The 26,336-nt window shown below is 58.5% G+C and carries 26 protein-coding genes; 10 read left to right on the plus strand and 16 right to left on the minus strand.

What is annotated here, in order from left to right; genetic code table 11:
- From ACR3FC_RS12045 to trpS, 9 genes are all read right to left on the minus strand, one after another.
- The gene (locus ACR3FC_RS12045; RefSeq protein WP_480475136.1) at window positions 1-1,530 is read right to left on the minus strand and encodes an ABC transporter ATP-binding protein; all 1,530 of its coding nucleotides are present in this window, start codon (window positions 1,528-1,530) and stop codon (window positions 1-3) included.
- Window positions 1,531-1,625: 95 nt separating this feature from the next.
- Complete coding sequence (locus ACR3FC_RS12050) at window positions 1,626-2,624, minus strand: BMP family lipoprotein (protein WP_480475138.1); 999 nt, start codon at window positions 2,622-2,624, stop codon at window positions 1,626-1,628.
- Window positions 2,625-2,782: 158 nt separating this feature from the next.
- Window positions 2,783-3,196, minus strand: a complete 414-nt coding sequence (locus tag ACR3FC_RS12055) for a GNAT family N-acetyltransferase (RefSeq protein WP_480475140.1) — start codon at window positions 3,194-3,196, stop codon at window positions 2,783-2,785.
- Window positions 3,193-3,783: a tRNA (adenosine(37)-N6)-threonylcarbamoyltransferase complex dimerization subunit type 1 TsaB gene (gene tsaB / locus ACR3FC_RS12060; protein WP_480475142.1), complete on the minus strand. Its 591-nt coding sequence runs from the start codon at window positions 3,781-3,783 to the stop codon at window positions 3,193-3,195. The genes ACR3FC_RS12055 and tsaB overlap by 4 nt, the downstream gene beginning before the upstream one ends.
- Window positions 3,773-4,336: a NifU family protein gene (locus ACR3FC_RS12065; protein WP_480475144.1), complete on the minus strand. Its 564-nt coding sequence runs from the start codon at window positions 4,334-4,336 to the stop codon at window positions 3,773-3,775. The genes tsaB and ACR3FC_RS12065 overlap by 11 nt, the downstream gene beginning before the upstream one ends.
- 69 nt (window positions 4,337-4,405) lie before the next feature.
- On the minus strand, window positions 4,406-4,999 hold the full coding sequence (locus ACR3FC_RS12070) for a DsbA family protein (RefSeq protein WP_480475146.1): 594 nt from the start codon (window positions 4,997-4,999) through the stop codon (window positions 4,406-4,408).
- 9 nt (window positions 5,000-5,008) lie between these two features.
- On the minus strand, window positions 5,009-5,464 hold the full coding sequence (locus ACR3FC_RS12075) for a universal stress protein (RefSeq protein WP_267366250.1): 456 nt from the start codon (window positions 5,462-5,464) through the stop codon (window positions 5,009-5,011).
- 76 nt (window positions 5,465-5,540) lie between these two features.
- Window positions 5,541-6,404: a branched-chain amino acid aminotransferase gene (locus ACR3FC_RS12080; RefSeq protein ID WP_480475148.1), complete on the minus strand. Its 864-nt coding sequence runs from the start codon at window positions 6,402-6,404 to the stop codon at window positions 5,541-5,543.
- A 59-nt stretch (window positions 6,405-6,463) separates the two neighbouring features.
- Window positions 6,464-7,492: a tryptophan--tRNA ligase gene (gene trpS, locus ACR3FC_RS12085; protein WP_480475150.1), complete on the minus strand. Its 1,029-nt coding sequence runs from the start codon at window positions 7,490-7,492 to the stop codon at window positions 6,464-6,466.
- 86 nt (window positions 7,493-7,578) lie between these two features.
- Here trpS and ACR3FC_RS12090 point away from each other — a divergent pair, with 86 nt between their 5' ends.
- A complete protein-coding gene (locus ACR3FC_RS12090; RefSeq protein WP_480475152.1) occupies window positions 7,579-8,265 on the plus strand; it encodes a rhomboid family intramembrane serine protease in 687 nt (228 codons plus the stop codon).
- Here the strand turns inward: ACR3FC_RS12090 and murJ are convergent, their stop codons facing one another.
- From murJ to ACR3FC_RS12105, 3 genes are read right to left on the minus strand one after another with little or no spacing between them, the layout of a single operon-like run.
- Window positions 8,266-9,807 (minus strand): murein biosynthesis integral membrane protein MurJ, encoded by a 1,542-nt coding sequence (gene murJ, locus ACR3FC_RS12095; RefSeq protein WP_480475154.1) that lies wholly within the window; start codon window positions 9,805-9,807, stop codon window positions 8,266-8,268. It abuts the gene before it with no gap.
- On the minus strand, window positions 9,804-12,623 hold the full coding sequence (locus tag ACR3FC_RS12100; RefSeq protein ID WP_480475156.1) for a [protein-PII] uridylyltransferase: 2,820 nt from the start codon (window positions 12,621-12,623) through the stop codon (window positions 9,804-9,806). Before ACR3FC_RS12100 ends, murJ begins: the two co-directional genes overlap by 4 nt.
- Window positions 12,583-13,755: a penicillin-binding protein activator gene (locus ACR3FC_RS12105; protein ID WP_480475158.1), complete on the minus strand. Its 1,173-nt coding sequence runs from the start codon at window positions 13,753-13,755 to the stop codon at window positions 12,583-12,585. The genes ACR3FC_RS12100 and ACR3FC_RS12105 overlap by 41 nt, the downstream gene beginning before the upstream one ends.
- An 88-nt stretch (window positions 13,756-13,843) precedes the next feature.
- Here ACR3FC_RS12105 and rsmI point away from each other — a divergent pair, with 88 nt between their 5' ends.
- The 3 genes from rsmI (at window position 13,844) to gshB (ending at window position 16,068) form a co-directional block, all read left to right on the plus strand.
- Window positions 13,844-14,701, plus strand: coding sequence for a 16S rRNA (cytidine(1402)-2'-O)-methyltransferase (rsmI, locus tag ACR3FC_RS12110; protein ID WP_480475160.1), 858 nt, complete (start codon window positions 13,844-13,846; stop codon window positions 14,699-14,701).
- 1 nt (window position 14,702) lies between these two features.
- Entirely contained in the window at window positions 14,703-15,074 is a 372-nt protein-coding gene (locus tag ACR3FC_RS12115; protein ID WP_480475162.1) for a YraN family protein, read from the plus strand.
- A 61-nt stretch (window positions 15,075-15,135) separates the two neighbouring features.
- Window positions 15,136-16,068, plus strand: a complete 933-nt coding sequence (gshB, locus tag ACR3FC_RS12120; RefSeq protein WP_480475164.1) for a glutathione synthase — start codon at window positions 15,136-15,138, stop codon at window positions 16,066-16,068.
- Here the strand turns inward: gshB and ACR3FC_RS12125 are convergent.
- From ACR3FC_RS12125 to cobU, 4 genes are read right to left on the minus strand one after another with little or no spacing between them, the layout of a single operon-like run.
- Window positions 16,065-17,579 (minus strand): YifB family Mg chelatase-like AAA ATPase, encoded by a 1,515-nt coding sequence (locus ACR3FC_RS12125; RefSeq protein ID WP_480475166.1) that lies wholly within the window; start codon window positions 17,577-17,579, stop codon window positions 16,065-16,067. The genes gshB and ACR3FC_RS12125 overlap by 4 nt on opposite strands.
- Before the next feature lie 46 nt (window positions 17,580-17,625).
- Window positions 17,626-18,510 carry a glutathione S-transferase gene (locus tag ACR3FC_RS12130; RefSeq protein WP_480475168.1) on the minus strand — a complete coding sequence of 295 codons (885 nt, stop codon included), beginning with the start codon at window positions 18,508-18,510 and terminating at the stop codon, window positions 17,626-17,628.
- A 58-nt stretch (window positions 18,511-18,568) separates the two neighbouring features.
- Window positions 18,569-19,147: a histidine phosphatase family protein gene (locus tag ACR3FC_RS12135; RefSeq protein ID WP_480475170.1), complete on the minus strand. Its 579-nt coding sequence runs from the start codon at window positions 19,145-19,147 to the stop codon at window positions 18,569-18,571.
- Window positions 19,144-19,665 carry a bifunctional adenosylcobinamide kinase/adenosylcobinamide-phosphate guanylyltransferase gene (gene cobU, locus ACR3FC_RS12140; protein ID WP_480475172.1) on the minus strand — a complete coding sequence of 174 codons (522 nt, stop codon included), beginning with the start codon at window positions 19,663-19,665 and terminating at the stop codon, window positions 19,144-19,146. The genes ACR3FC_RS12135 and cobU overlap by 4 nt, the downstream gene beginning before the upstream one ends.
- A gap of 100 nt (window positions 19,666-19,765) precedes the next feature.
- On the opposite strand from cobU, the gene ACR3FC_RS12145 reads away from it, so the two are divergent.
- The 6 genes from ACR3FC_RS12145 to ACR3FC_RS12170 all read left to right on the plus strand — a co-directional run bounded on the left by ACR3FC_RS12145 (window position 19,766) and on the right by ACR3FC_RS12170 (window position 26,336).
- Window positions 19,766-20,644 (plus strand): RNA polymerase factor sigma-32, encoded by an 879-nt coding sequence (locus ACR3FC_RS12145; protein ID WP_480475174.1) that lies wholly within the window; start codon window positions 19,766-19,768, stop codon window positions 20,642-20,644.
- Entirely contained in the window at window positions 20,641-21,465 is an 825-nt protein-coding gene (locus tag ACR3FC_RS12150; RefSeq protein ID WP_480475176.1) for a ChaN family lipoprotein, read from the plus strand. Before ACR3FC_RS12145 ends, ACR3FC_RS12150 begins: the two co-directional genes overlap by 4 nt.
- A gap of 63 nt (window positions 21,466-21,528) precedes the next feature.
- Entirely contained in the window at window positions 21,529-22,725 is a 1,197-nt protein-coding gene (gene coaBC / locus ACR3FC_RS12155) for a bifunctional phosphopantothenoylcysteine decarboxylase/phosphopantothenate--cysteine ligase CoaBC (RefSeq protein ID WP_480475178.1), read from the plus strand.
- A 15-nt stretch (window positions 22,726-22,740) separates the two neighbouring features.
- A complete protein-coding gene (gene dut, locus ACR3FC_RS12160) occupies window positions 22,741-23,196 on the plus strand; it encodes a dUTP diphosphatase (RefSeq protein ID WP_480475180.1) in 456 nt (151 codons plus the stop codon).
- A complete protein-coding gene (locus ACR3FC_RS12165) occupies window positions 23,196-24,245 on the plus strand; it encodes a HesA/MoeB/ThiF family protein (protein ID WP_480475182.1) in 1,050 nt (349 codons plus the stop codon). Before dut ends, ACR3FC_RS12165 begins: the two co-directional genes overlap by 1 nt.
- A gap of 75 nt (window positions 24,246-24,320) precedes the next feature.
- Entirely contained in the window at window positions 24,321-26,336 is a 2,016-nt protein-coding gene (locus ACR3FC_RS12170; RefSeq protein ID WP_480475184.1) for a M3 family metallopeptidase, read from the plus strand.

A 26,336-nucleotide genomic window follows, 5' to 3' on the forward strand; every position in this document is an offset into this window, starting at 1 on the left:
CTATGCGGCCTCTCCTGCAACACCGGCCATCAGCAGGCCAAGTTCTTTTTCATCTGTTTCGCTGGGCAGGCGTTCGCCCATGATATGCCCGTCGAACATCACTGCGATCCGGTCGGACAGCGAGAAGATCTCTTCCAACTCAACCGAAACCAGCAGGATCGCCTTGCCTTGGTCGCGCAGGGCAACGATCTGCTTGTGAATGAATTCGATCGCACCGATGTCAACGCCGCGCGTCGGCTGGCCGACCAGCAGCAGGTCAGGGTTTCGCTCGATTTCGCGGGCAACGACGATTTTCTGCTGGTTCCCGCCCGAAAAGCTCTTGGCGGCAAGCCAAGGATCCGGTGGCCGAACATCGAATTTCTCGATCTTGGCTTCGGTATCAGCGCGCAGCGCGGAATTGTCCATGAACAGGCCACGCTGATAAGCGGGGTCCCGGTGATAGCCAAAGGCCACGTTCTCCCAGGCGTGGAAATCCATAATCAGGCCTTCGCGCTGACGGTCTTCGGGCACGTGCGCGATGCGCTGTGCACGACGCGCCTGACCGTCTGATCCGGCACCGCTTAGTGCCAGCGGTTCGCCATTCAGCTTGATCGAGCCTTGTCCCGGACGCATCCCGCCCAGAACCTCTAGCAACTCCGACTGTCCATTGCCCGCCACACCGGCAATGCCAACGATCTCACCGGCACGAACGGTCAGGTCGATACCTTTAACCCGTTCAACACCAGCGGAATCAAAAACGCTCAGCTTTTCGATCTCAAGGATGGGTTTGCCCGGCGTCGCAGGCACCTTGTCGACTTGCAGCAAAACCTTACGGCCTACCATCAGTTCGGCCAGTTCTTCAGGGCTGGTGTCTGAAGTTTTCACCGTAGCCGTCATCTGCCCACGGCGCATGACCGAAACGGTATCGGTGTTTTCCATGATTTCGCGCAGCTTGTGGGTGATCACGATGATCGTTTTCCCTTCGGCTCGCAGACGATCCAGGATACGGAACAGCTGGTCAGCCTCTGCCGGGGTCAGAACGCCAGTCGGTTCATCCAGAATCAGAATCTCGGCCTTGCGATACAATGCCTTCAAAATTTCGACACGCTGCTGCATCCCCACACCGATCTCATCAATGCGTTTGTCGGGGTCAACGAACAGTTCGTATTCTTCTTCCAGTTCTTTCAGTTCTTTGCGGGCCTTGGCCAGAGACGGAGCCAGAAGGCCGCCATCTTCGGCACCCAGAACGATGTTTTCCAGAACAGTGAAATTCTCCACCAGCTTGAAGTGCTGAAACACCATCCCGATGCCCGAGGCGATAGCCGCCTGGCTGTCAGGGATTTCGGTCTTTGTCCCGTTGATCCAAATTTCACCTTTGTCGGCTTTGTAAAAGCCGTAGAGGATGCTCATCAGCGTGGATTTGCCCGCACCGTTTTCACCGATGATCCCATGGATCGTACCGGGGGCGACGCTGATTGAGATGTCTTTGTTGGCCTGAACCGGCCCAAAGGATTTGGAGATCCCTTTGAGCTCAATGGCGGGGACGGTCATGTCTTACCCTCAACTGCCGAAAAGCCCATCCGGCAGGTGGCACGGATGGCAGAGTGGATGGCCGGGCGGAAGGGTTCCTTCCGCCCCGCGCGATATCAGAACTGCAGTGCGGGGCAGCTGTCGTTCTCGTAATAGCTGACAACGGTGATATCGCCGTTGATGATGGCTTTGCGGGCTTCTTCCACCGCATCGTTCATTTGGACCGAAACAAGCTCTTTGTTGTTATCGTCCATGGCGACGCCTACACCTTCTTCGGCCAGTCCCATGGTGAACACGCCGGTTTCTACGGCGTCACCTGCTTTCATCGCGTCATACACCGCGACGTCCACACGTTTCAGCATCGACGTCAGGACCTTGCCCGGATGCAGGTGGTTCTGGTTGCTGTCCACGCCGATCGACAGGATGCCTTCGTCGGCTGCCGTTTGCAGAACGCCAACACCTGTACCGCCAGCCGCGGCATAGATCACGTCAGCACCCTGGCTGATCTGTGCTTTTGTAAGTTCCGAACCTTTTACCGGGTCGTTCCATGCCGCAGGGGTGGTGCCGGTCATGTTGGCGACAACATTGATGTCCGGGTTCACGGCTTTGGCGCCTTGTGCGTATCCGCAGCCAAAGTGGCGGATCAGCGGAATGTCCATACCGCCGATAAAGCCAACGGTTCCCGATTTCGACGCCATTGCTGCCATCATGCCAACCAGGTACGACCCTTCATGCTCGGCAAAGCCGATCTGGCGGATGTTGGGGATGTCCAGCCAGTTCACGTCGACAGCCACGAATTTGGTTTCAGGATAATCGCCTGCAACGGCCGACAACGGATCGGCCATACCAAAGCCCATGGTGATGATCGGGTTGGCACCTGATTCTGCGAAACGGCGCAGAGCCTGTTCGCGCTGTGCTTCCGACTGGATCTCGATCTCGCGGTACTCGCCGCCGGTCTCATTGGCCCAACGCTGCGCGCCATTATACGCGGCTTCGTTGAAAGATTTGTCGAACTTGCCGCCCAGGTCAAAGATCAGCGCCGGTTCGGCGAAAGTTGCACCTGCGGTCAGAGCGACAGCAGCGGCAGCACCCATCAAGGATTTCATCAGGGTCATTTAAGTCTCCCATTTTTTTTGTTGGCACGAGGTAAGATTAGCCCCGTTTACCCACTTTTAGCGAGCATAAGTGTTGTGATGGCGGGAATTAAGGACGTTTGCAACCGTCATGGTCAATTGATTTCTGACCAAATGGTCTAAAAAATCTTTGGTTGCCGTTAGGGCAGTCGGCGTTCCATTACGAGAGCATCGATATTTGGGCCTGTTTTTCTGGAATAATAACCCTTGCGCTGACCGCACTGGCGATACCCGCATCGCCAGTACAAAGCGATTGCTGCAACATTGTCGGCAGCGACGTCCAGAAAAGCGCGGTTTGCCTGCAAAGTGACTGCCCGGTCGTGCCAGTCGTGCATCGCCTGTGACCCGAGCCCTTGTTTTTGAAACGCGGGATGAGTCGCAATCGTCAGCAACTCTGCCTCACCCGCGATCACCTGAAACAGGGCAAAGCAACGGGCATCCCCAACGTAATCAGTGAACCGGTTCTCCAAAAGGCTGGCGAACTCATCGGCAGTCCATGGGCGTGACTGGGTGAACGCCGCTGCATGTGTCGCTGCCATCTCGTAAGGCGTCATTGGTCCAGCAACACAGGCGGCACATCTCGGGACGGGGCCGCGTCCGCAGGTCTGACATATAGCGGGGCTGGAGACGCACTGACGCTGTGCCATCGTCTTGCGGCAAGTTTGGCAACGGCTTGTACCTGCAATGCGGGGTCGGGGCAGACATACAAAGGCCCATGCTGTTCGGCCTCGCCCAAAGGCAACAGGCAAGGGCCGGTTCCGGGAAGTTGTACATACACCTGTTCGCGCGGCGCAGGGATGGCTGGAAGTTGGCTCTCTTCTGCCAGTTCAATCAGAGCATCGAATCCAGAAACACCCACCGCGGGGACGCCAAGGCCCAAGGCAAGGCCCCGGGCGGCAGAGACCGAGATGCGTATACCCGTGAAATTGCCGGGCCCAATCCCAACACCGATGGCGTCCAGATCGGCCCATACGCAACCGGCTTCGGTCAGTACTTCTTGCAACAAGGGCATCAACCGTTCGGCCTGGCCGCGTGCCATGTCTTCGACACGGGACATTGCGATCACACCGCCACGCAACAAAGCGGCCGCGCAATGCGCGGCCGATGTATCAAATGCCAGGATCGTCGGGTCAGACGGCAACTGGTCGAACCTCGGTCACTTCAGGGATGTAGTGGCGCAGCAGGTTTTCGATACCCATCTTCAGTGTCAGGGTCGATGACGGGCACCCCGCGCAGGCACCTTGCATGTGCAGATAGACCACGCCGCGATCAAAGCCATGAAAGGTAATGTCGCCACCATCCTGTGCCACGGCCGGGCGCACGCGGCTGTCCAGCAGATCTTTGATCTGATTGACGATTTCCGCATCTTCTCCGGTATGTTCGGCATGACCCGAGGCCGCTGCCGCGTCTGCACCCATGACAGGCTGGCCGGATTGATAATGCTCCATCACTGCGCCAAGAATTGCAGGTTTGATGTGATCCCACTGAACTTCGTCGGATTTGGTCACAGTGACAAAGTCGTTTCCAAAAAACACACCGGTCACACCGTTTACCGCAAAGATTCGTTTGGCCAGTGGGGACTTATCACCAGCCTCGGCTGTCGGGAAATCCGCGGTTCCTGCCTCAAGCACCGTTTGGCCGGGTAGAAATTTCAATGTGGCCGGGTTTGGGGTGGATTCGGTCTGGATGAACATGAGGCAGCTCCGTCTGAGGTGTTTCTGATATGCGCTCAGGGGTCGGAGAAGTCAATATTTGGAACGATTCTAAATCGTGAGCAAGTAACGAATCGCCTCATCCAGCCGGTCATCTCCCCAAAACAGCTCTGCCCCCGCCACAAAACTCGGTGCGCCGAACAGGCCAAGTGCTTTTGCGCGCGCGGATTGCTCGAACAGAGCAGCCTTGATGCTCGCATCTTTTCGGCGATTCATCACTGCCGCAGGCAGATCTGCCATCTTCAGGCAATCCTCAAGCACGTCTTCGTCCGAGATGTCCCGTCCGTCCCCGAATTCAGCGCTGAAGACAGCCTTTGCGAAGGCAGCCCGTTCCTCACCATGCGCAAGGGCCAGAGTCAGGCGCGCTGCGGTGAGGGAGTTTTGCGGGAACGGGTCAGGCCGAACTAATTTCAGCCCGCGTGCGCTGCAAAGACGTTCCATGTCACGCCACATATAGCGCCCTTTGGCCGGATACAGGTTGAACGGCGATGTGCGCCATCCCTGATCCGCGAAAATCGGCCCCAACAGAAAAGGTTGCCAGTCGACCGAGACACCTGTGCCCCGTGCGGCCTGTTCGATTCGCATCGCGCTGAGATAGGAATAGGTCGAGGCGAAGTCGAACCAGAACTGCAACGTCTTCGCCACGTTCGATCCTCAGGTGATTTCTTCCAGCTTTTCCTTGCTCAGATCACCGGGAACAATCGTTATCGGGATCGGCAGGCTGCCAGAGTTCTTTGTGAGCTGGGTCACCAGCGGGCCGGGGCCTTTCTTGTCAGTTCCCGCCCCAAGAACGAGAACGCCGATCTCTGGGTCAGACTGAACATGTTCGATGATCTGCGGCACCGGATCACCTTCGCGAATGGCCAGTTCAGGTTCTACATTCTGTTTGTCGCGCATCCATTTGGCGAAGACTTCGAAATGGGCATGGATACGTTCCCGGGCTTCTTCGCGCATGGTTTCGGCAACACCGATCCAGTGATTGAACTCGTCCGGCGGAATAACCGACAAGATCGTCACGCCGCCACCTGTATGCGCGGCACGCATCGCGGCGAACCGCATTGCGTTCAGGCATTCACGGCTGTCATCCAGAACAACTAAGAACTTACGCATGGGTGTCCTCTTCAATTTTAAGAGATCATGCCCGAGCGTTTGCGTGCTGGCAACTCGGACACGTTCATGTCGATTACTAGCGTTCGCTTGCAGCCCAGTCCCAGTAAAGTGCGCGGGCACGGCGGACAATTGGACCAACCTGAAACTGTGTGTCTTCTAGCGCAGTCACAGGTGTGATCTTGCTCATATTGCCGGACATGAAAACCTCGTCCGCCTGGTGAAAATCCTCGAAACCCAAGACCGTTTCATGAACTGTAACACCATCCTCGCGCAGATTCTTGATATGTCGCGCCCGCGTGATCCCTGCCAAAAATGTGCCGTTGGGGATCGGGGTAAAGACCTCGCCATCCTTGACCATGAAGATGTTGGCTGTTGCCGTTTCGGCCACATTGCCCATCGCGTCAGCGACCAGTGCGTTCGAGAATCCCTTTGAGCGCGCCTCTTGCAACATGCGCGCATTGTTGGGGTAAAGGCACCCGGCCTTGGCGTTGACCACTGCTGATTCCAGTACCGGGCGACGGAACCGCGTGGTCGACAGCGTGGCTGAAGCCGTTTCCGGTGCCATCGGGATTTCTTCCAGACAGATGGCAAACCCTGTGCTGTTTTCCTGCGGAACGATTGCCGTGCTGTCGCCATCAATGCCCCAATACATCGGGCGGATATAAACAGCTGTGTCAGGGCTGTAGGCTTGCAACCCTTCATGCACCAATTCGACCATCTGTTCGGTTGTCATGGTGGGTGACAGCATCAGGGCTTCGGCGGACCGGTTCACCCGGGCGCAATGGGCGTGCAGATCAGGGGCCAACCCGTCGAAATAGCGGGCACCATCGAATACGGATGATCCAAGCCAGGCCCCATGATCCGCTGCGCGCATGATGGGTGTATCCCCGTCATGCCATTGGCCCTGAAAGTAGGTCCGGATGTTTTTGCCGGTTGCCATGACGCCCTCCTCTGGTTCAGGCAGACCCTAGGTGGGCGTCAGGCGAAGGTCCAGTGCATTCAGCGTGATGCCGATCCGACCATACCGACGATTTCATAGGTCTTTTGCAGGATCGGAGCAGCGATCTGGCGGGCGCGTTCGGCCCCGTGAGCCAGAATCCGGTCAATCTCGGCCTGTTCTCCCATAAGGCGCGACATCTCAGTCGAGATTGGGGCCAGCTTGGCGACCGCCAGATCAGCCAGCATCGGTTTGAAATCACCGAACTGCTTGCCGCCAACTTCGGCCAGAACCTGCTCGATGCTTTGTTCGCTGAGTGCTGCGTAGATATTGACCAGATTACGCGCTTCGGGGCGGCCCTCCAGACCTTCAACATCCGACGGCAAAGCGTCAGGGTCGGTCTTGGCCTTGCGGATTTTCTTTGCGATCGCATCGGCATTATCGGTCAGGTTGATCCGGCTCATGTCCGAGGGATCGGAGGACGACATTTTGCGCGAACCGTCCCGCAGGTTCATCACGCGCGGGGCAGGGCCTCCAATCACGGGCTCAGTCACGGGAAAGAAGTCGACGCCGTAGTCATGGTTGAACTTGATCGCGATATCGCGGGTTAATTCCAGGTGTTGCTTCTGGTCTTCGCCCACAGGAACATGTGTCGCGTGGTAGACAAGAATATCGGCTGCCATCAGGGCAGGGTACGCAAACAGGCCAAGCGAGGCATTTTGCGCATTTTTGCCCGCCTTGTCCTTGAACTGCGTCATCCGTTGCATCCAGCCCATTCGGGCGACGCAGTTGAAAATCCAGGCCAGTTGAGTGTGCTCGGGCACCTGGCTTTGGTTGAACAGGATTGATTTTTCTGGATCAAGGCCCGCCGCGATAAAGCCCGCGCAAACCTCGCGTGTTTTTTCGCGTAGGCGATCTGGGTCCTGCCATACGGTGATGGCGTGCAAATCGACCATGCAATAGACGGTTTCGAATTCGGGACCCTGCATATCGACAAAACGCTTGAGTGCACCAAGGTAGTTCCCAAGGTGCAGGTTTCCCGAAGGCTGGATGCCGGAAAACACGCGCGGCGTGAATTGGGACTCAGTCATCAAAGGGAACTCCTGTCTGGAAAAATCAGCCCCCGTCGCTTACCCATGAGGCAAAGGGACGTCAACAGCCGCGAAAGGCCAGCCCAATGAGCAGTGAACATTACACACCGCCTGTGAACCCACTGCCACCTGCTGTGGTGGCGCTGGTTCTGTTCATCATCGGGATAGAAATTGCCTTCACGCTGGGATCACGCGGGCTGGTTGGAGGACCAGCAGCGGTGGGCTGGCGGCTGGATGCGATCCAGCATTATGCGTTCTCGGCGGATATTTTCGACTGGATGGTACTGAACGGGCGCTGGCCATTCGAACATGTCATCCGCTTCGTGACCTACCCCTTTGTGTCCGCAAATTTCACGCAGGCGATTTTCGTCTGTGTTTTCGTGCTGGCGATGGGCAAAATGGTTGGCGAAGTGTTCGGCGGTTTCCCGATGCTGCTGATTTTTATCGTATCAGGCATTGGCGGCGCGCTTGCCTACGCTGTGTTACTGGACCCACGCTATCCGCTGATCGGAGGGTTCCCGCCGGTGTATGGCCTGATCGGCGCATTTACGTGGCTGTTGTGGCGCAAACTGTCACTTGTAGGTGCAAACCAAACACGGGCATTTCAATTGATTGCAGTCCTTATGGGCATACAGTTTCTTTTCGGCCTGATCTTTGGTGGCAACTGGGAATGGGTTGCCGATCTGGGTGGGTTTGCCACCGGTTTTGGCTTGTCTTTTCTTGTTGCACCGGGCGCGTGGTCCCGGATCGTCGGACGCATTCGCCGGGATTGATCAGGACCGGCGCAGAGTGTGTTTGAACTCCGACAGTTTGAAGGCGCCGAAGATATGGCCCAGAAGGAAATATGAGACGGCAGCGACCATGATCAGGATCAGCAGTGCCAGATAACGCCAGCCGGGAACTTCCAACGCCCACCCGAACAGGTAGAGCGCGGCGTATAAGATCGCGCCCATCCCAAGCGAAGCGGCCACAATCCTGCTCGCGCGCTTTTTGAACCGGTCATCGAAGCGTGCCTCTTCACCCATACGTCGTGAGCCCAAGGCCAGTAGCACAACCATCGCCCACCCGGCAGTCGATGCAGCAATTGCCGGTGCGATCCAGCCCACCAGTGGAAACAGACCAAACGCCAGAGCTGCGTTCACGATCATCGCAACAACCGCGTAGTGAAACGGGGAACGTGTATCCTCGCGCGCAAAAAACAGCGGTTGCAGCAATTTTTGCAACATGAAAGCCGGAAGCCCTACCCCGTAGATGGCAACCGCAAGGGCCGTGGCGGCCGTATCCTCGGGGCCGAACTGGCCGCGTTCGAACAGCACGGATACGAGGGGGGTTGGCATAACCACGAGGGCGACAGTCGAAGGCAGCGTCAGCAGCAGTGTGAACTCACCGGCCCGGGAAAAGGCATTGCGTGCGCCCTCTTTGTCATCCGCGCGCAAGCGGCGGGACAGGTCCGGCAACAAGACTATGCCGACAGCAATGCCTACCACACCCAAAGGCAACTGGTAGAGCCTGTCTGCGGCAAACAACCAGCTGACGGCCTTTTCGATTTTCGACGCAACCAATTGCCCGACAACCAGATTGACCTGCGTGACCCCCATCGCCAGCGCGGCCGGGACTGCGATACGTACCATCCGTCGCATTTCGGGCGTCAGACGCGGCATGCTGGGGCGGATGTGGATGCCGGCGCGTTCGGTAGCAACCCAGACCAGCGCCAGTTGCGCGACACCGGCCACCGGAATGACCGGGATCAACCACCGGATCACTTCGCCGCCGGACATGGCACCGGCGATCAGGGCGGTGCAGGCGAAAATGTTCAGCAGAACAGGTGCAGCTGCCGCTGCCGCAAACCGCCCGGTTGCATTCAGAACACCAGAAAACAAGGCAGCCAGAGACATGAACAGGATGTATGGAAACACAACATATCCATAATCCACCGCCAGATCGAACCGTTCATCGCCGTAAAACCCTTCGGCGGTCAGCCACACCAGACCGGGCATGAAAACCATGGCCAGCCCGACCAGCGCCAGAACAGCCACGGCCAGAAGATTGAATGCGTCCTGCGCGAAACCCTGAGGGTCTTCGTCGGCTTCCAGTCGTTTGGAGAACATCGGCACAAAGGCCGCGTTAAATGCCCCCTCGGCGAAAAAGCGGCGGAACATGTTGGGCAGGCGAAAGGCTGCAACAAAGGCATCCATCACAGGGCCTGGTCCAATATAGGCCGTCAACAGTATTTCCCGCAGAAACCCCAGAATTCGGCTGGCGAGCGTCCAGAAGCCGACCGTGAACAGGCCAGAGAACAACCGTATTTGCTTCATGAGGCCGCACGCTCGGCGCCTTCGGTGATTGCCGTGCGCAGCTTCGCCTCAAGTCCGCGCTGCTTGCTTTCCGAGTAATACTTCAAGCCAAACATATCCTTGACGTAGAACGTATCGACCACCTGTTCGCCATAGGTCGCGATCACGGCATTGGCGATATACACGTTCGCCGCGGCCAGGGTCCGGGTCAGATCAAACAGCAGGCCTGGGCGGTCGCGTGTGTCCACCTCGATGATTGTGTAGATTTCAGAGCCCTCATTGTCGAACGTGATATGAGTTGGCACGTTGAAAGCGCGTTCGCGTTTCTTGATCTTGTCACGCGACTTCAGTGCTTCCTTGGCGACGACTTCGCCGCGCAGGGTCTTGTGAATCATCTGCGTCAGGCGTGGAAGGCGCGATGCCTCGAACGGGTGCCCTTCGGCGTCCTGAATCCAGAACGCGTCCGTCACGTAGCCGTCTTTGGTGGTATAGCTGCGTGCATCCACGACATTCGCGCCGACCAGAGCCAGTGCCCCGGCGATGCGGGCAAAAATACCGGGGTGATCTCCCATGGCGAAACAGGCCCGCGTCGCATCACGGTCTTCATCAGGTTGCAGGCGAATTTCCATCGCGCCGGGATCGCCGCTTTGTTCCAGCGCGTACAGCATCTCGGCAAACTCGATATGCGTCGCAAGGTTCAGGCCCTGCCAATACGGGGCGTAGTGGCGCCCGGTCTCGACCTTGAGGTCAGCCTTGGACCAGTTGTCCAAGGCGCGGCGTAGCGCTGTTTTGGCCTCGGCCCCCCGGTTCGCCCGGTTCAGATCTTCCATACCGGTTTCCAGTGCACGCTTTGTTTCAGCATGCAGGGCGCGCAGCAAGGTGGCCTTCCAGTTGTTCCAGGTGGTCGGGCCAACACCGCGAATGTCACAAACCGTCAGAACCGTCAGCAAATCCAGCCGTTTGGTTGTCTGAACGGCTTTGGCAAAATCGCGCACCGTCCGAGGGTCGGAGATATCGCGTTTTTGCGCCATGTCGGACATCAGCAAGTGATAACGCACCAGCCATTCAACGGTTTCGGAATCCGATTTGTTCAGGCCGAGCCGAGGCGCCACCTTGCGCGCGATCTGTGCCCCAAGGATCGAGTGATCTTCGGGGCGACCTTTCGCAATGTCATGCAGAAGAAGCGCGACGTACAGCACCTTTCGGTTCACCCCGCCTTTCAGAATCGATGACGCCAGAGGCAGGGATTCGACCAGTTCTCCGCGTTCGATCTGGGCAAGATTGACGATGCATTGGATCGTATGCTCGTCCACCGTATAGCTGTGATACATATTGAACTGCATCATCGCCACGATGTGCTCGAACTCGGGTAGGAAAGCGGACAGCACGCCCAGTTCGTTCATACGTCGCAATGCACGTTCCGGGTTGCCGTGTTTCAACATCAGATCCAGGAAAATGCGCTGGGCTTCCTTGTCGCCGCGCATCTCGTCATCGATCAGATGCAGGTTCGCGCTCACCAGCCGCATGGCATCGGGATGGATCAGCATACCTGTCCGCAAACCTTCTTCGAACAGGCGCAGCAGGTTCACTTTGTCGGATAGAAATTTTTCAGGTTCCACCAGATCCAGACGGCCGTGAACCACCTTGTATCCCGCCTTGACCCGTCGACGCCTGCGGAAAATGCGTTCCAGCAACGGCGCACCTTTCATGTGCAGCGATTCGAGTTTGGTCAGGAAGATGCGCGTCAACTCACCCACGCGGGTGGCTTCGCGGAAATACCGCTGCATAAACACTTCGACTGCGCGACGCCCGGCGCGGTCCTCGTACCCCATGCGCGCGGCAACCTCGACCTGCATGTCAAAGGTAAGCTGCTCGGTCGCACGACCGGTGACAAGATGCAGGTGCGAACGCACAGCCCAAAGGAATTCTTCGGCCTGAACGAAGGTCTTGAACTCTTCGGGTGTGAACAAGCCCAAAGGCACCAGTTCGGCCACGTCCTGAACGCCATAGACATATTTCGCGATCCAGTAGAGGGATTGCAAATCGCGTAGGCCGCCTTTGCCTTCCTTCACGTTGGGTTCGACCATGTAACGCTCGCCTTGTTTGTGGTGGCGTTCATCACGTTCGTGCAACTTTGCTTCGATGAATTCGCGTTCGGTTCCCTTGAACAGTTCGTCTTTCAGCCTTCGGTCCAACCCGTCCGCCAGCGCCTTGTCACCGGCCAGATAGCGTTGCTCCAACATCGCTGTGCGGATCGTGAAATCCTCGGCACCCAGCCGCAGACAATCTTTGATCGTGCGTGAGGAATGCCCGACCTTCAGCCGCAAATCCCACAGGATATAAAGCATCGACTCGATAACGCTCTCGGCCCATGCGGTGATCTTGTAGGGGGTGAGAAACAGCAGATCGACGTCGGAAAACGGCGCCATTTCCCCGCGCCCATAACCGCCAACAGCCAGAACGGCGATCTTTTCACCTTGGGTGGGCGTTGCAAGCGGATGCAGGCGTGTGCTTGAGACCAGCATCGCCGTCCCAACCAGTTGATCCGTCAGGTAAGTGTATGAGCGCGTGAGTGCCCGCGCGTCGAAAGGACGTTCGCCAAATGCCTCTGCAATGACCGCGCGGCCAGACTTTTGAGCCTCGCGCAGAATGCGCACCGTCTCGGACCGCATTTTGGTGTTGTCCGGGCAGGCCTCAAAGGCCTGAGCCAGTGCATCATTGACGGCAGTGCTGTCGAAGATGTCCCCGGCGGGGCAGATCAACGCGCTTTCGGGCACGTTGATCGCGCCAGTCAGATCAGAAACCGGCGCCAGAGAAGCTTTGTGGGGCAGGGTCAATCACAACCACCTGTTTGTTCTGGATCGTGGCAACCGCCAGACCGCGTTCGTTGGTGCCGTCCGGGCGCAGGCGGAAGATGCCGCCAACGCCCTGGAAACCGGCGTTCTGTGTCAGGGCCGAAGCGGTCAGGGCATCTGATTTGCCCTGGCTGACCAAGGCCCCAATTGCGGCGATACCGTCATAGGCTAAACCGCTGATTGGGTGCGGTGCTTCGCCGTAGGTTGCGTTGTAACGCTGACGGTAGGCTTGTGCCTTGGACGGGTCAGGCAATGCAAACCATCCCCCCTGAACCCCTGGAAGTTCCAGAGTTTGCGGAGGGATATCCCAACGTGTCAGGCCAATGTATTGCGTGGTTGCTGGAGAAACACCGGCCTCTGGCAGCAATTGCGAGAACAGCGGCAATGCCCCCGCCGTGGTCGCCGTCAGGAAGATCGAATCCGCGCCCGTCGAATCAACAGTGGCCTTGATCGTGGGAACCGCATTGATGACGCCCTGTTGCGACCGGTCGTATGCGACGGTCCCTGCATTGTTGACCCGGCTGTTCGCTATGGCATTGGCGATAGCGGACTGGCCCAGTTGTCCTGCGGCGTCGTTGCTGTGCACGACCACCGTGTTAACCTTGCCCTGACTGCCCGCATAATTCACCAGCCGGTTGGCCGTGTTGTCAAAGGTCGGGCCCAATACAAAGACGTTGCCGCCTGCAATGCTGGCGTTGTTTGAAAACGAAAGAACGTTGACGTTCTTGCTCAGCACCGCCAATCCGGCAGCATTTGCTGCCTGGGCATATACCGGACCAATGATGATTTTTGCCCCGTCCGCGACAGCCTGCTGTGCAACGGCTGTCGCCGTGTTCGGGTTTCCGGCCGTGTCATAAACGCGTAAGTCGATCTGGACATTCGGCAAATCCGACATCGCAAGCCGCGCGGCATTCTCAAGGCTTTGCGCCAGCGCTGCATCACCAGATTGCGCAGATCCTCTGGGAACCAGCAAGGCGACAGGAACCGGCTTTGAGGTATTGATCGAGGGGCCTCCGCCAAGACCACCCGGTTCACAGGCAGCAAGAAACGCTGCGGTCGTCAGGGCAGCGGCGACTTTCGCCAGCTTGCTTACGGGCTTGCAAACGGTAAACATCTAAATGAAAACTCCCTGATCCGACGGCTGCGAATGCTTCTGTTCTGTTGAGCCGCGATAATAAACGTCACGCTGTGAGGGTCCAGCTTTGAATTTCCAAAAGATCAAGTTGGCTGCGGGCCTGTATTTTGTTGCCACTCCGATTGGAACAGCACGCGACATTACGCTCAGAGCCTTGGATGTTTTGGCCTCAGCCGATGTAATTGCGGCAGAAGACACCCGCAGTTTACGTCGCTTGATGGAAATACATGGCATCCCGCTGGAAGGCCGGCGTATCCAGGCCTATCACGACCACAGCGGCGCAGGCGCACGCGGCAAGATTATGGAGGCGCTGGCGCAAGGGCAATCGGTGGCCTACGCGTCCGAAGCGGGAATGCCGCTGATTGCCGATCCGGGCTATGATCTGGGCAAGCAGGCCGCAGAAGCCGGGTATACCGTTACCTGTGCCCCCGGCGCGTCTGCTGTTGTAACGGCCCTGACGTTGGCGGGGCTTCCCACTGACGCCTTCTTTTTTGCAGGCTTCCTTCCTAACGCAACCAAAGCGCGCCGCACCCGCATCGAGGCGTTGAAGGACATCCCCGGCACATTGGTGTTCTACGAATCTCCGAAACGCGTTGCCGCCTGTCTGTCGGACCTGGCTGAATGCCTGGGACCTGAACGGCAGGCTGCGCTTTGTCGAGAGCTAACGAAAAAGTTTGAAGAGGTCCGCCGCGGCAGCCTGTCCGAACTGGCAGCGGAGTATCGGGACAAGACCGTCAAAGGCGAAATCGTCCTGTTGGTGGACCGCAGTCATTCGCAAAGTGTTAACGAATCCGACCTAGAAGAAGCTTTGAAACGAGCTTTGGAAAATCACTCGGTTCGGGATGCAGCGGATCTTATATCGGAAATGTACGACCTGCCGCGCCGACCGATTTACCAGAAAGCTCTGAAATTGGGCAAGGGATGACATGGGGCGGAGTGAACGACAGGGTTCGATCTCATACCACGCTGGACAGGCCGCAGAGTCACAGGTCGCCGCAGATTACGAACGTCGGGGTTTTGCCATAGCGCATCGCCGCTGGCGGGGCGCTGGCGGAGAGATCGACCTGATTGCGCGCGACGGCGACGGGCTTGTGTTCATCGAAGTTAAGAAAAGCACCAGCTTTGAAAAGGCCGCTGCCCGGATCAGCCGCAGGCAGATCGAACGAATCTATGCCTCTGCCGCGCAGTTCTTGGAAAACGAGCCGACCGGGCAACTGACAAACGTGCGCTTTGACGCGGCACTTGTAGATGGCTCTGGCGCGGTTCACATCATCGAAAACGCCTTTGGTTTTGGCTAAGCCCCATTGAACCCACAGGCGTGCTGGTCCATGTATCTGGCGGGAAACTGAGGGACATGCCATGAAGATCGCCTTTCAAATGGACCCGATCGGGGCCGTGGATATCAACGCCGACAGTTCGTTCCGTCTGGCGGAAGAGGCGCAGGCGCGCGGGCATTCATTGTTTTTCTACGGTCCGGATCACTTGGCCTATCAGCAAGGTCGTATCACCGCGCGAGGTCACGACATGACCGTGCAAAGGGTTGCCGGAGATCCTGCGGTTCTGGGCCCCGAACGTGAGGTGGATCTGGCCGATTTCGATGTCGTCTGGCTGCGTCAGGACCCGCCTTTTGACATGCATTACATCACGTCCACGCATTTGCTGGATCGTCTCAAGGGGCAGACGCTTGTCGTCAACGATCCGTTCTGGGTGCGCAATTACCCGGAAAAGCTGCTGGTGCTGGATTTCCCCGAACTGACCCCGCCAACAACGATTGCGCGCGACTTGCAGACGATCAAGGCGTTCAAGGAACAGCACGGCGATATCATCCTCAAACCGCTTTACGGGAACGGCGGCGCGGGTGTGTTCCGGCTTGATGCCAATGACCGCAACTTGACTTCCTTGCATGAGCTGTTCACCGGATTCTCGCGCGAACCTTTGATCGTGCAGAAATTCCTGCCGGATGTCAGCAATGGCGACAAACGGGTGATCCTGGTGGATGGCGAAGCGGTCGGCGCGATTAACCGTGTACCAGCCGAAGGCGAAACGCGGTCGAACATGCATGTTGGCGGACGTCCGGAAAAGATCGGCTTGTCCGAACGCGATCTTGAGATCTGCGCGGCGATTGGACCTTTGCTGAAGGAAAAGGGTCAGGTCTTTGTCGGAATTGACGTTATTGGCGACTATTTGACCGAGATTAACGTGACTTCACCGACTGGCATTCAAGAGCTGGAACGGTTTGATGGCGTAAATATTGCGGAAAAGATCTGGCAGGCCATCGAGGCCAGGCTTTAGGCCATAACCCGGGCAGAGATGCGAAAACTCAGTGCCTCGGCCACGTGTGGGCGGCGGATATCGGTCGCGCCGTCCAGATCGGCGATGGTGCGCGCCACCCTCAGGATTCTATGGAAGGCCCGAGCTGACAGGCCGAACCGATCCGCAGCTTTCAACAGCAGTTCTTTTCCTTCGGCATCGGGCGTGGCGATCTCTTCCAGTATTTTGCCTTCTGCGTCAGCGTTTTGTCGTAACTCCGGCGTGTCACGGAACCGGTCTGCCTGTATGGCACGCGCCCTTTCGACACGTGCTGCAACCGTCGACGAACTGTCGCCCGAAGGGGGCAGATCAAGGTCAATAAAGCCCACGGGCGGAACTTCGATCCGCAGATCGAACCTGTCCATCAAAGGGCCCGAGATTCGGTTCAGGTAATCTTCGCCACATCCCGGTGCCCGCGAACAGGCACGGGACGGGTCGGTCAGATAGCCGCATTTGCAAGGGTTGGCGGCGGCCACCAGCATGAAACGACAAGGGTACTTCACATGGGCGTTCGCGCGCGCCACTATGACTTCGCCGGTTTCAATGGGTTGGCGCAGGGTTTCCAGAACCGGCCGTGGAAACTCAGGGAATTCATCCATGAACAACACACCATTGTGGGCCAATGAGATTTCGCCCGGTTTGGCCCCTTTCCCACCACCTACTATGGCCGCCATCGAGGCCGTGTGGTGCGGTTCGCGGAACGGGCGTGTGCGGTTTATTCCGCCTTCATCCAGCAACCCGCATAGCGATTGGATCATCGACGTTTCCAGGGCTTCCACGGCTGTAAGCGGCGGTAGAATTCCGGGAAGCCGCGCCGCCAGCATGGATTTGCCCGATCCCGGCGTGCCGATCATGATCAGATGGTGACGTCCGGCGGCGGCGATTTCCAGGGCGCGTTTGGCGCGCTCCTGCCCTTTCACATCGCGCAGGTCGCGGTTGGACGGTGTCAGGTTCACTTCGCCGGGTTGTGCCGCTGGCAAAGGGGATTGGCCTGAGAAATGGCGCACGACCTCTCCAAGCGATCCGGCACCGATCACCTGAGTGGCATCGACCCAGGCCGCCTCGGCGCTGGAGGCGCGCGGACAAAGCAATGTGCGGTCTTCTGACGCGGCCGTCATCGCGGCGGGCAAAGCACCAACAACGGGCACCAGAGAACCGTCGAGTGACAACTCCCCCAATGCAACGGTGCTTTCCGCGGCATCGGCAGGGATGATGTCGAGCGCGGACAAAAGCGCGACCGCGATGGGCAGGTCGAAATGGCTGCCTTCTTTAGGAAGGTCGGCGGGGGACAGGTTGATGGTGATCCGCTTGGACGGCAGCGCAATGGCCATCGCGTTCAGCGCGCTGCGGACGCGGTCACGCGCCTCGGACACGGCTTTGTCGGGCAGGCCCACGATGGAAAAGGCTGGCAGTCCGGGTGAGACTGCGCATTGCACCTCGACCGGGCGGGCATCAACGCCTTGAAAAGCAACGGTGTGGGCGCGGGCGACCATGGCAGTCCTGTTTTGGTTAACAGGACGTTGCTGCCACGGTTCTGGTTTAAGAGTCGTTAACGGCTGCGCGCATGGCCGCGAATTTGGGCCATGCTTCGGGATCGGCCACGGTTTTGTTCCGGCAGAATGGGTTGCAGAACCCCCAACATTGTCCGTCTAGCTCCAGGAAATCGGTGACAGGCTTGCCGGAATACGGGCAGGCGGCGTTGATTGACGGACCACCTGAAACCGGCTTCGCAGCAGATACACCCCCGACCGGCCAGGGGCTGGACGGTAAATCCTGCGCGTATGGGAAGGTGTCGTACACAACGGTCAATCCCATGGCGCGCCACTGTCTGACTATGGGATCAGAGAGCAATTCCATGCAATAAGCCCGGTTCGCCTCTGACACCGGCAGCCCATATCCTATTATCCGCGCAGCAACGGGTGTGTAGAAGACGTCTGCCAGTGAATAGGCACCAAATAACGGGCCTTGGTCTACCCCTGACATGCTCCGCGCATGTGCCCAGAGTGTTTCAATCCTCTCCAGGTCTGACAAAGTCGCCTCAGACGGCGTAAAGCCTTGCCACACGTTGCGCAGCTGCATGGCGCATTCTCCACGCAGGGCGCTGAAACCGGCTACCATTTCGGCGCATAGCCAGCGGGCTGTTGCCCGGGCTGCGGCATCCGAAGGCCACAACCCGGCATCGGGGTGGCGTTCGGCCAGGGTTTCGGCCATCGCCAGGCTTTCCCCCACAACCGTTCCATCCGGCATGCGCAGGGCAGGGACAAGGCGGGCAGGGGCCAGCGGTTCCATGTCTTGCGCCATGGTGCCGGAATAGAGGCCGATCATGTGGCTGCGATAGGGCAGGTTGAATTTCTCAAGCATCAACCAGCCGCGCATTGACCAGCTGGAGAAGAGGCGATCGCCGATATAAAGGTCATAAGTCATGCGCGGACGATGCCTCAGTTTTGCGGACCGGTAAATCAGTGATTTGTGTTGGACCTGTTCACGGAAGGTGATTGATCGATCCGACAGTCCACACCCCGCCGTTGACAGCAATATCCGTAACGGAAAGGTTGTCGATCCGATGCGCAAAGGTCCGCTGCCCGTCCAGACCAAGGGCGCGTTGTACTTGCGTTAGGATTACGCCGAAATGCGCGACGATCACCAGATCGCGGCCCGTATGCGCGGACATAAGCGCGTCGATCGCGGAATCGACCCGGTCGCGGACCTCATTCCAGCTTTCACCTTGCGGTGGGCGGACATCACCGGGGTTGTCCCAATAGGCAAAAGCCAGCTCGGGGTCTTCGGCTTCAATGTCGGCAAACCCGCGAAGCTCCCACTGACCGAAATGGATTTCCCGCAGGTTCGGGTGATGTGGCAGACGGTGACGCTGGCCCTGAATGGCCGAAGCAGTGTCAATTGCACGCGACAGGTCGGACGAAATCACAAATGCATCGGGTGGCAAATGATCGTGCAGGCGCTTCAGCGCTGCTGTATCGCTTAGATCAGCAGGCAGATCGGACCAGCCAACCATCGTCTTTGCATGCGTAGGCCCATGGCGAACAAGATGCAGTCGCGTCACGGCAGCTGCCCTTTCAGGACCAACGGCAACCCGGCGGTCACTTGCACCACCAGATCAGCCTGTGCCGCAAGTGCGATGTTCAGCCGACCCTGCGCTTCGCGAAAGCGACGGGCAAGCGGGTTATCGGGAACAATACCGTGCCCGACCTCGTTCGACACGATCACTACCTGCGCTGTGCATGCGCGCAGGGCCTTTAGCAGGTCAGTTTGGACTGCCCCCAGATCGGTTTCGGCCAGCAAATGATTGCTGACCCATAAAGTGGCGCAATCTACCAGACACACCTGATCCGAGGATAGGCTGGACAGCACCGGTCCCAGGTCAAGAGGCTCTTCAATCGTGGTCCAACCGCCGCCCCGCTGTACCAGATGGCGATCAACCTTCTGCCGCATCTCGTCATCAAACACTTGTGATGTCGCTAGGTAAACTCGATTTTTCCCAGTGGAAACAACGAGGTTCTCGGCAAATGCCGACTTGCCCGAAGCAGCTCCACCCAGAATTAAGGTTAAATCTGACGTCACAGTACTTACCTAAAGATGATCCAATTGGTGCTGTTTTGCGTATCGGTCATAGGTCGGCATGGCAAGCCCGGCCAACGCCTGCAAAACAGGGGAGAGGTTTATGGCTCTGGACAACGCGACAGATTTTTCGATGTCCCGGCAAGCGATGAAGGCCGAGTTGCTGGATGCGGAAACGGAACTGAAGCTGGCTTATGCCTGGCGTGACCAGCGTGACGAACAGGCACTGCACCGCCTGATCACAGCGTATATGCGGCTGGCAATTTCGATGGCAGCCAAGTTCAAACGCTATGGCGCGCCGATGAATGACCTTATCCAAGAGGCCGGTCTGGGATTGATGAAGGCCGCAGACAAGTTCGACCCTGATCGCGGCGTGCGGTTTTCGACTTATGCGGTGTGGTGGATCAAGGCGAGCATTCAGGACTATGTGATGCGGAACTGGTCCATGGTGCGAACGGGGTCCACCTCGGCGCAGAAATCGCTGTTTTTCAACATGCGTCGGGTTCAGGCCCGCCTTGAACGCGAGGCCGCGACCGAAGGTCTTGAACTGGATCGCCACCAGTTGCATCAGATGATCGCCACGGAAATCGGGGTTCCTCTGCGCGACGTGGAACTGATGGAAGGTCGGCTGTCAGGGTCGGATTTTTCCCTGAACGCGGTGCAATCCGCCGACGAAGACGGGCGTGAATGGATCGATGCGCTGGAAGATGAACGTGAACAGGCCGCCGAAGCAGTTGAACACACCCACGATACCAAACAATTGCGCCAATGGTTGCTGATCGCGATGAACGCACTGAATGACCGCGAGCGGTTCATTGTGCGCGAACGCAAACTGCGCGAGCCTGCGCGGACACTGGAAAGTCTCGGCGTCGAGTTGGGTCTGTCCAAGGAACGCGTGCGACAGCTTGAGGCTGCGGCGTTCGCAAAAATGCGCAAGAACCTTGAAGCCCAGTCGAGCGAGGTGCAACACTTCATCGCATGAAACAGCTTGCGATTCTTGCCTGTGTTCTGGGCCTTACGGTTACAGCAGCGCGACCCGGACTGGCGGAAAATCTTATTTCTGATGATGTGGCTCTCGCGATGCGGGATGCGGATGTGGTCATTCTGGGAGAGGTTCACGACAATCCCCGCCACCACCTTATTCAAGCTGAAGCGATTATGAAAATCTCACCCTCGGCTGTTGTCTGGGAGATGGTTACCGAAGAAGGCGCGCAACGGCTGGCGCAAAAAGCGGTGTCCAACCCTGAAGAGTTGAGCCGCATTCTGCAATGGGCAGAAAGCGGTTGGCCACCTCTTAGGCTGTATTATCCGGTGTTCAAGGCCTCAGGCGCGCCGGTTTACGGGGCCATGGTGCCGCGTGCTGCCGCGCGGGCCGCGATGGAACGCGGAGCAGCCACCGCGTTGGGTGCAGATGCGGCGCGCTATGGTTTGACTGTACCGCTGACGCCTGAGGAGCAGGAGGCGCGCGAGGCGGATCAACTGGCCGCGCATTGCGATGCTCTCCCGCCCGAGATGTTACCCCAGATGGTTGCGATCCAGCGACTGCGCGATGCTGTGCTGGCTCGCGCCGTGATGCGCGCGATGGAAGAAACGGGTGGCCCGGTTGCCGTGATCACTGGGAACGGACATGCGCGCAAAGACCGAGGTATCCCGACATATCTTGAACGGCTTCAACCCGGATGGAAGGTGGTCTCGGTCGGACAGTCTGAGGACGATATTATCGATGGCGACTTTGATCTCGTAATCGATAGCCCCACAGTAGAGCGTGAAGACCCCTGTGCGGCGTTTCAGGTTCAGAATTAATCGCTGGAACAACCTGCTGGCCTTGCCTAATGTCGGGGCCGACCGGGACAGGAAGGGCTGAACATGCTGTCATCCAAACGCATTCTGCTGATCATTGGCGGCGGAATAGCGGCCTACAAATCGCTGGATCTGATCCGCAGGCTGCGTGAGCGTGGCGCAGCTGTGACGCCTGTACTGACGCGTGCGGCAGAGGAATTTGTAACACCTCTGTCCGTGTCTGCTCTTGCCTCAGAAAAGGTCTATGGCGATCTGTTCGATCTGACCGCCGAGGCCGAGATGGGTCATATCCAACTGTCACGCTCTGCCGATCTGATTGTTGTGGCCCCCGCAACCGCGGACCTGATGGGCAAGATGGCCGGGGGGTTGGCAAATGATCTGGCATCGACCCTTCTGATGGCGACGGACACGCCTGTTCTATGTGCGCCCGCGATGAATGTGCGCATGTGGGAACACCCGGCGACGCGACGCAACCTGAAGCAGCTTCAAGCGGATGGCGTGGGCTTTGTTGGCCCAAATGAAGGTGATATGGCCTGCGGTGAATATGGCCCCGGACGCATGTCGGAACCGCTGGAAATCGTCGCGGCGGTTGAGGCGCAGCTTGCGGCAGGACCCTTGGTGGGAAAGCGCGTGCTGGTGACGTCGGGCCCGACGCATGAGCCGATTGATCCGGTTCGGTATATCGCGAACCGCTCTTCCGGGGCGCAGGGCTCGGCCGTGGCACAGGCGCTTGCGGATTTGGGGGCCGAGGTGATCTTTGTCACGGGCCCTGCTGACGTACCGCCACCGGCGGGTGTGCAGGTCGTGCCGGTCGAGACCGCGCAACAGATGTCGGACGCGGTTGATGCGGCGCTGCCCGTCGACGCGGGCGTGTTTGCGGCGGCTGTGGCAGATTGGCGCGTGGCCAGTGCGTCGGACAAGAAACTGAAGAAAAGCCGCGACGGTCTGCCGGTTCTGGAATTTGCCGAGAACCCCGACATTCTCAGACGCGTCTCGCGGATGGAAAATGGGCGCCCACCTTTGGTTGTCGGCTTTGCAGCCGAGACCGATGACGTGATCGAACATGCCACCGCCAAGCGACTGCGCAAAGGCTGTGACTGGATTGTTGCCAACGATGTCAGCCCTGCCACCGGGATCATGGGCGGGTCCGAGAATGCAGTTATCCTGATCTCGGACAGCGGAGCCGAAGAATGGCCGCGTATGGGCAAGGCCGAGGTTGCGCGGCGGTTGGCAAGCAGGATCGCAGACGCGTTGGCGGGCTGAAGGAAAGGCAAAACCATGGTTGCAATTCGAGTGATCCGCGAAGACGGGGCAGACCCCGCCGTGGCGCTTCCGTCCTACGAAACTGCGGGTGCTGCTGGCGCGGACGTGCGTGCCAATTTGCCCGAGGGGGCTTCGATTATGCTGGAGCCCGGACAGCGGGCGCTAGTGCCGACCGGTCTGCGCATTGAAATCCCGCAGGGATACGAGGTTCAGGTCCGTCCCCGCTCGGGCCTTGCACTGAAACACGGGATCACGCTGCTCAATACGCCGGGCACTATCGACAGTGACTATCGCGGACCTCTGGGGGTGATCGTGATGAATGCCGGTCAGGAACGGTTCGAGATTGCCCATGGCGATCGTATCGCGCAGCTGGTAGTTGCCCCTGTTGTGCAGGCGGCATTCGAACTGGCTGAGGCATTGGGTGAAACAGATCGCGGGGCTGGTGGTTTCGGCTCGACCGGGCGCGGCTGATGCTGCTGGTTCTTGTTCTGGCAGCGGGGCTATGGGGCGTCGGCTATATCGCTGGCACGTCAAAAACCGCGCGCGTGGTGTTGGTGAGTGTGTTGTTGGTCGGGGTGATCCTGTCTCATCTGATCTTGCCGAATGGGCATCCCCTGCGCGAAGCAACCGGTGGGTCTGCGGCGCTGTGGCTGATCCTTGCGGGATTCGCTGCCATCGTTTTGCTATATGGCCGTGTGCTGAAGGCCCTGCGCAACCGCGCAGTACAAGCCTCCAAGCCGGAATCTACCATGCCCTCTGACCGTTTCACTGAAACCGAGCTGAACCGGTATGCCCGCCACATCGTGCTGCGCGAATTGGGCGGGCCGGGTCAGAAAAAGTTGAAACAAGCCCGTGTTCTGGTGATCGGTGCGGGAGGTTTGGGCGCCCCGGCGCTGCAATACTTGGCGGCCGCAGGTGTGGGTACAATCGGGGTCATTGACGACGACATAGTCGAGAATGCGAACCTTCAGCGGCAGGTGATCCACCGCGATGCAGATATCGATATGCCCAAGGTCTTTTCCGCCCAGCAAGCGATGGAGGCGCAGAACCCGAATGTGGTGGTTCTGCCCTTTCATCGCAGATTGAGCGATGAAATCGCGGCAGATCTTTTTGCCGACTTCGATCTGATCCTTGACGGTACGGATAATTTTGAGACCCGATATCTGGCCAACCGGACTGCCGCCGCGCTGGGCAAGCCTCTGATTTCGGGGGCCTTGTCGCAGTGGGAAGGGCAGCTCAGCGTGTTTGACCCAGCCAATGGCAGCCCGTGCTATCAGTGTATCTTTCCCGAAGCCCCGGCACCGGGTCTGGCCCCGTCCTGTTCCGAGGCCGGTGTGATTGGCCCGTTGCCGGGCGTCGTCGGATCGATGATGGCGGTTGAGGCGATAAAGGTGATCACGGGCGCTGGCATGGCGCTGCGGGGTGAGATGCTGATCTACGACGCCCTATACGGCGAAAGCCGCAGGATCACTCTGACCCGCCGTGCCGATTGCCTCATCTGCGGTACCGCAAGCAATTAACCTTTCTTAACGTGGGCTGGGGGTTCTGGAACACCCGGCCATGGCGAACTAGCTATAGGGTCAAAGGAGATCCGCATGACCAACCCGATCCTGTCCAACTGGACCACCCCATTCGAAATAGCCCCTTTCGCCGATATTTCGGATGATGATTTTGCCCCGGCTCTGGATCAGGCGATGACCGCGCATAACGCCCAGATTGATGCGATTGCAGCAAATGCAGAGGCCCCTACTTTCGCCAACACAGTCGAAGCCCTCGAGGCTGCGGGCGAGCAGCTGGACAAGGTTCTGTCGGTCTTCTTCACCGTTGCAGGCGCAGACAGCAACCCAAAGCGGGAAGAGTTGCAGCGCGCGTTTTCACCCAAGCTTTCGGCGCACTTCTCGGGAATTTCCTCGAACAAGGCGCTGTTTGAACGCGTTGCCGACCTTTGGGCACGGCGCGATGACCTGAACCTGACTGAGGAACAGGCACGCGTTCTGATGCTGACCCATCGAGGATTTGTTCGTGCAGGCGCGGCGTTGGACGGGGAGGAAGACGCTCGTATGCAAGAAATCAAGTCGCGCCTCGCCTCGTTGGGGACATCCTTTACCCAGAACCTGCTGGCGGATGAGCGGGATTGGTTCATGGACCTGACCGAACAAGATCTGCAGGGCCTGCCGGATTTTGTTGTGAATGCGGCGCGCGCTGCTGGTGCGGAAAAGGGCGCGGGGGGGCCGGTTGTTACCCTGTCCCGGTCGCTGATCGTGCCGTTTCTTCAGTTTTCACCTCGTCGGGACCTGCGCGAAAAAGCATATCGCGCCTGGGCTGCCCGCGGGGCGAATGGCGGCGAGACCGACAATCGCGAGATCGCGGCTGAGATTCTGGGCTTGCGTGAAGAACGTGCCAAGCTGTTAGGCTATGACAGTTTTGCCGATTACAAGCTGGAAACCGAGATGGCGCGCACGCCGGACCGGGTGCGTGAGCTGTTGATGCAGGTGTGGGAACCTGCCAGGGCCCGCGCCGATGCGGACGCAGAAATCCTGACCCGGATGATGCAGGACGACGGCGTCAACGGCCCGCTGGAAGCATGGGACTGGCGCTATTATTCTGAAAAGCGGCGCAAGGCGGAACATGATCTAGATGAGGCGGAACTGAAACCCTACCTACAGCTTGACCGAATGATCGAGGCATCGTTTGCTTGCGCAAATCGCCTGTTCGGGCTGGAATTCAAGCCTTTGAACGTGCCGCTTTATCACCCTGATTGCCGCGCGTGGGAGGTTACACGCAACGGTCGGCACGTCGCCGTGTTCATCGGTGACTACTTTGCACGGGGGTCAAAGCGATCAGGTGCCTGGTGCAGCGCGATGCGGGCACAGGCCAGATTCCCGAATGAACAGGCACCGATTGTCGTCAATGTCTGCAACTTCGCCAAGGGTGATCCGGCACTGCTGTCTTATGACGATGCACGCACCCTGTTCCACGAGTTTGGCCACGCCTTGCACCAGATGCTGTCCAACGTCACCTATGAAAGCATCTCGGGTACCTCGGTTGCGCGCGATTTTGTCGAACTGCCCAGCCAGCTTTATGAACACTGGCTGGAAGTGCCCGAAGTTCTGACCGAGTTTGCCACCCATGCGGAAACGGGCGAGCCGATGCCGCAAGAGATGCTTGAAAAAGTGCTGAATGCCGCCAATTTCGACCAGGGGTTCCAGACGGTGGAATATGTCTCCTCGGCCCTTGTTGATCTGGCCTTCCACGATGGCGACGCCCCAGCAGACCCGATGGCAAAACAGGCCGAGGTTCTAGCCGGGTTGGGGATGCCGCAAGCCATTGGAATGCGCCATGCCACGCCCCACTTTGCGCATGTATTCGCAGGCGATGGCTATAGCTCGGGCTATTACAGCTATATGTGGTCCGAGGTGATGGATGCTGACGCCTTTGCCGCCTTCGAAGAAGCAGGTGGCGCCTTCGATCCCGAAAGGGCCAAAGCGCTGGAAGATAATATCTTGTCCACCGGCGGTTCGCGCGAGGCGGAGGACCTGTATCTTGCGTTCCGGGGGCGATTGCCGGGCGTGGATGCCCTGTTAAAAGGCCGCGGTTTGATTGCGGCGTGA

Source organism: Ruegeria sp. AF3 (assembly GCF_056536285.1).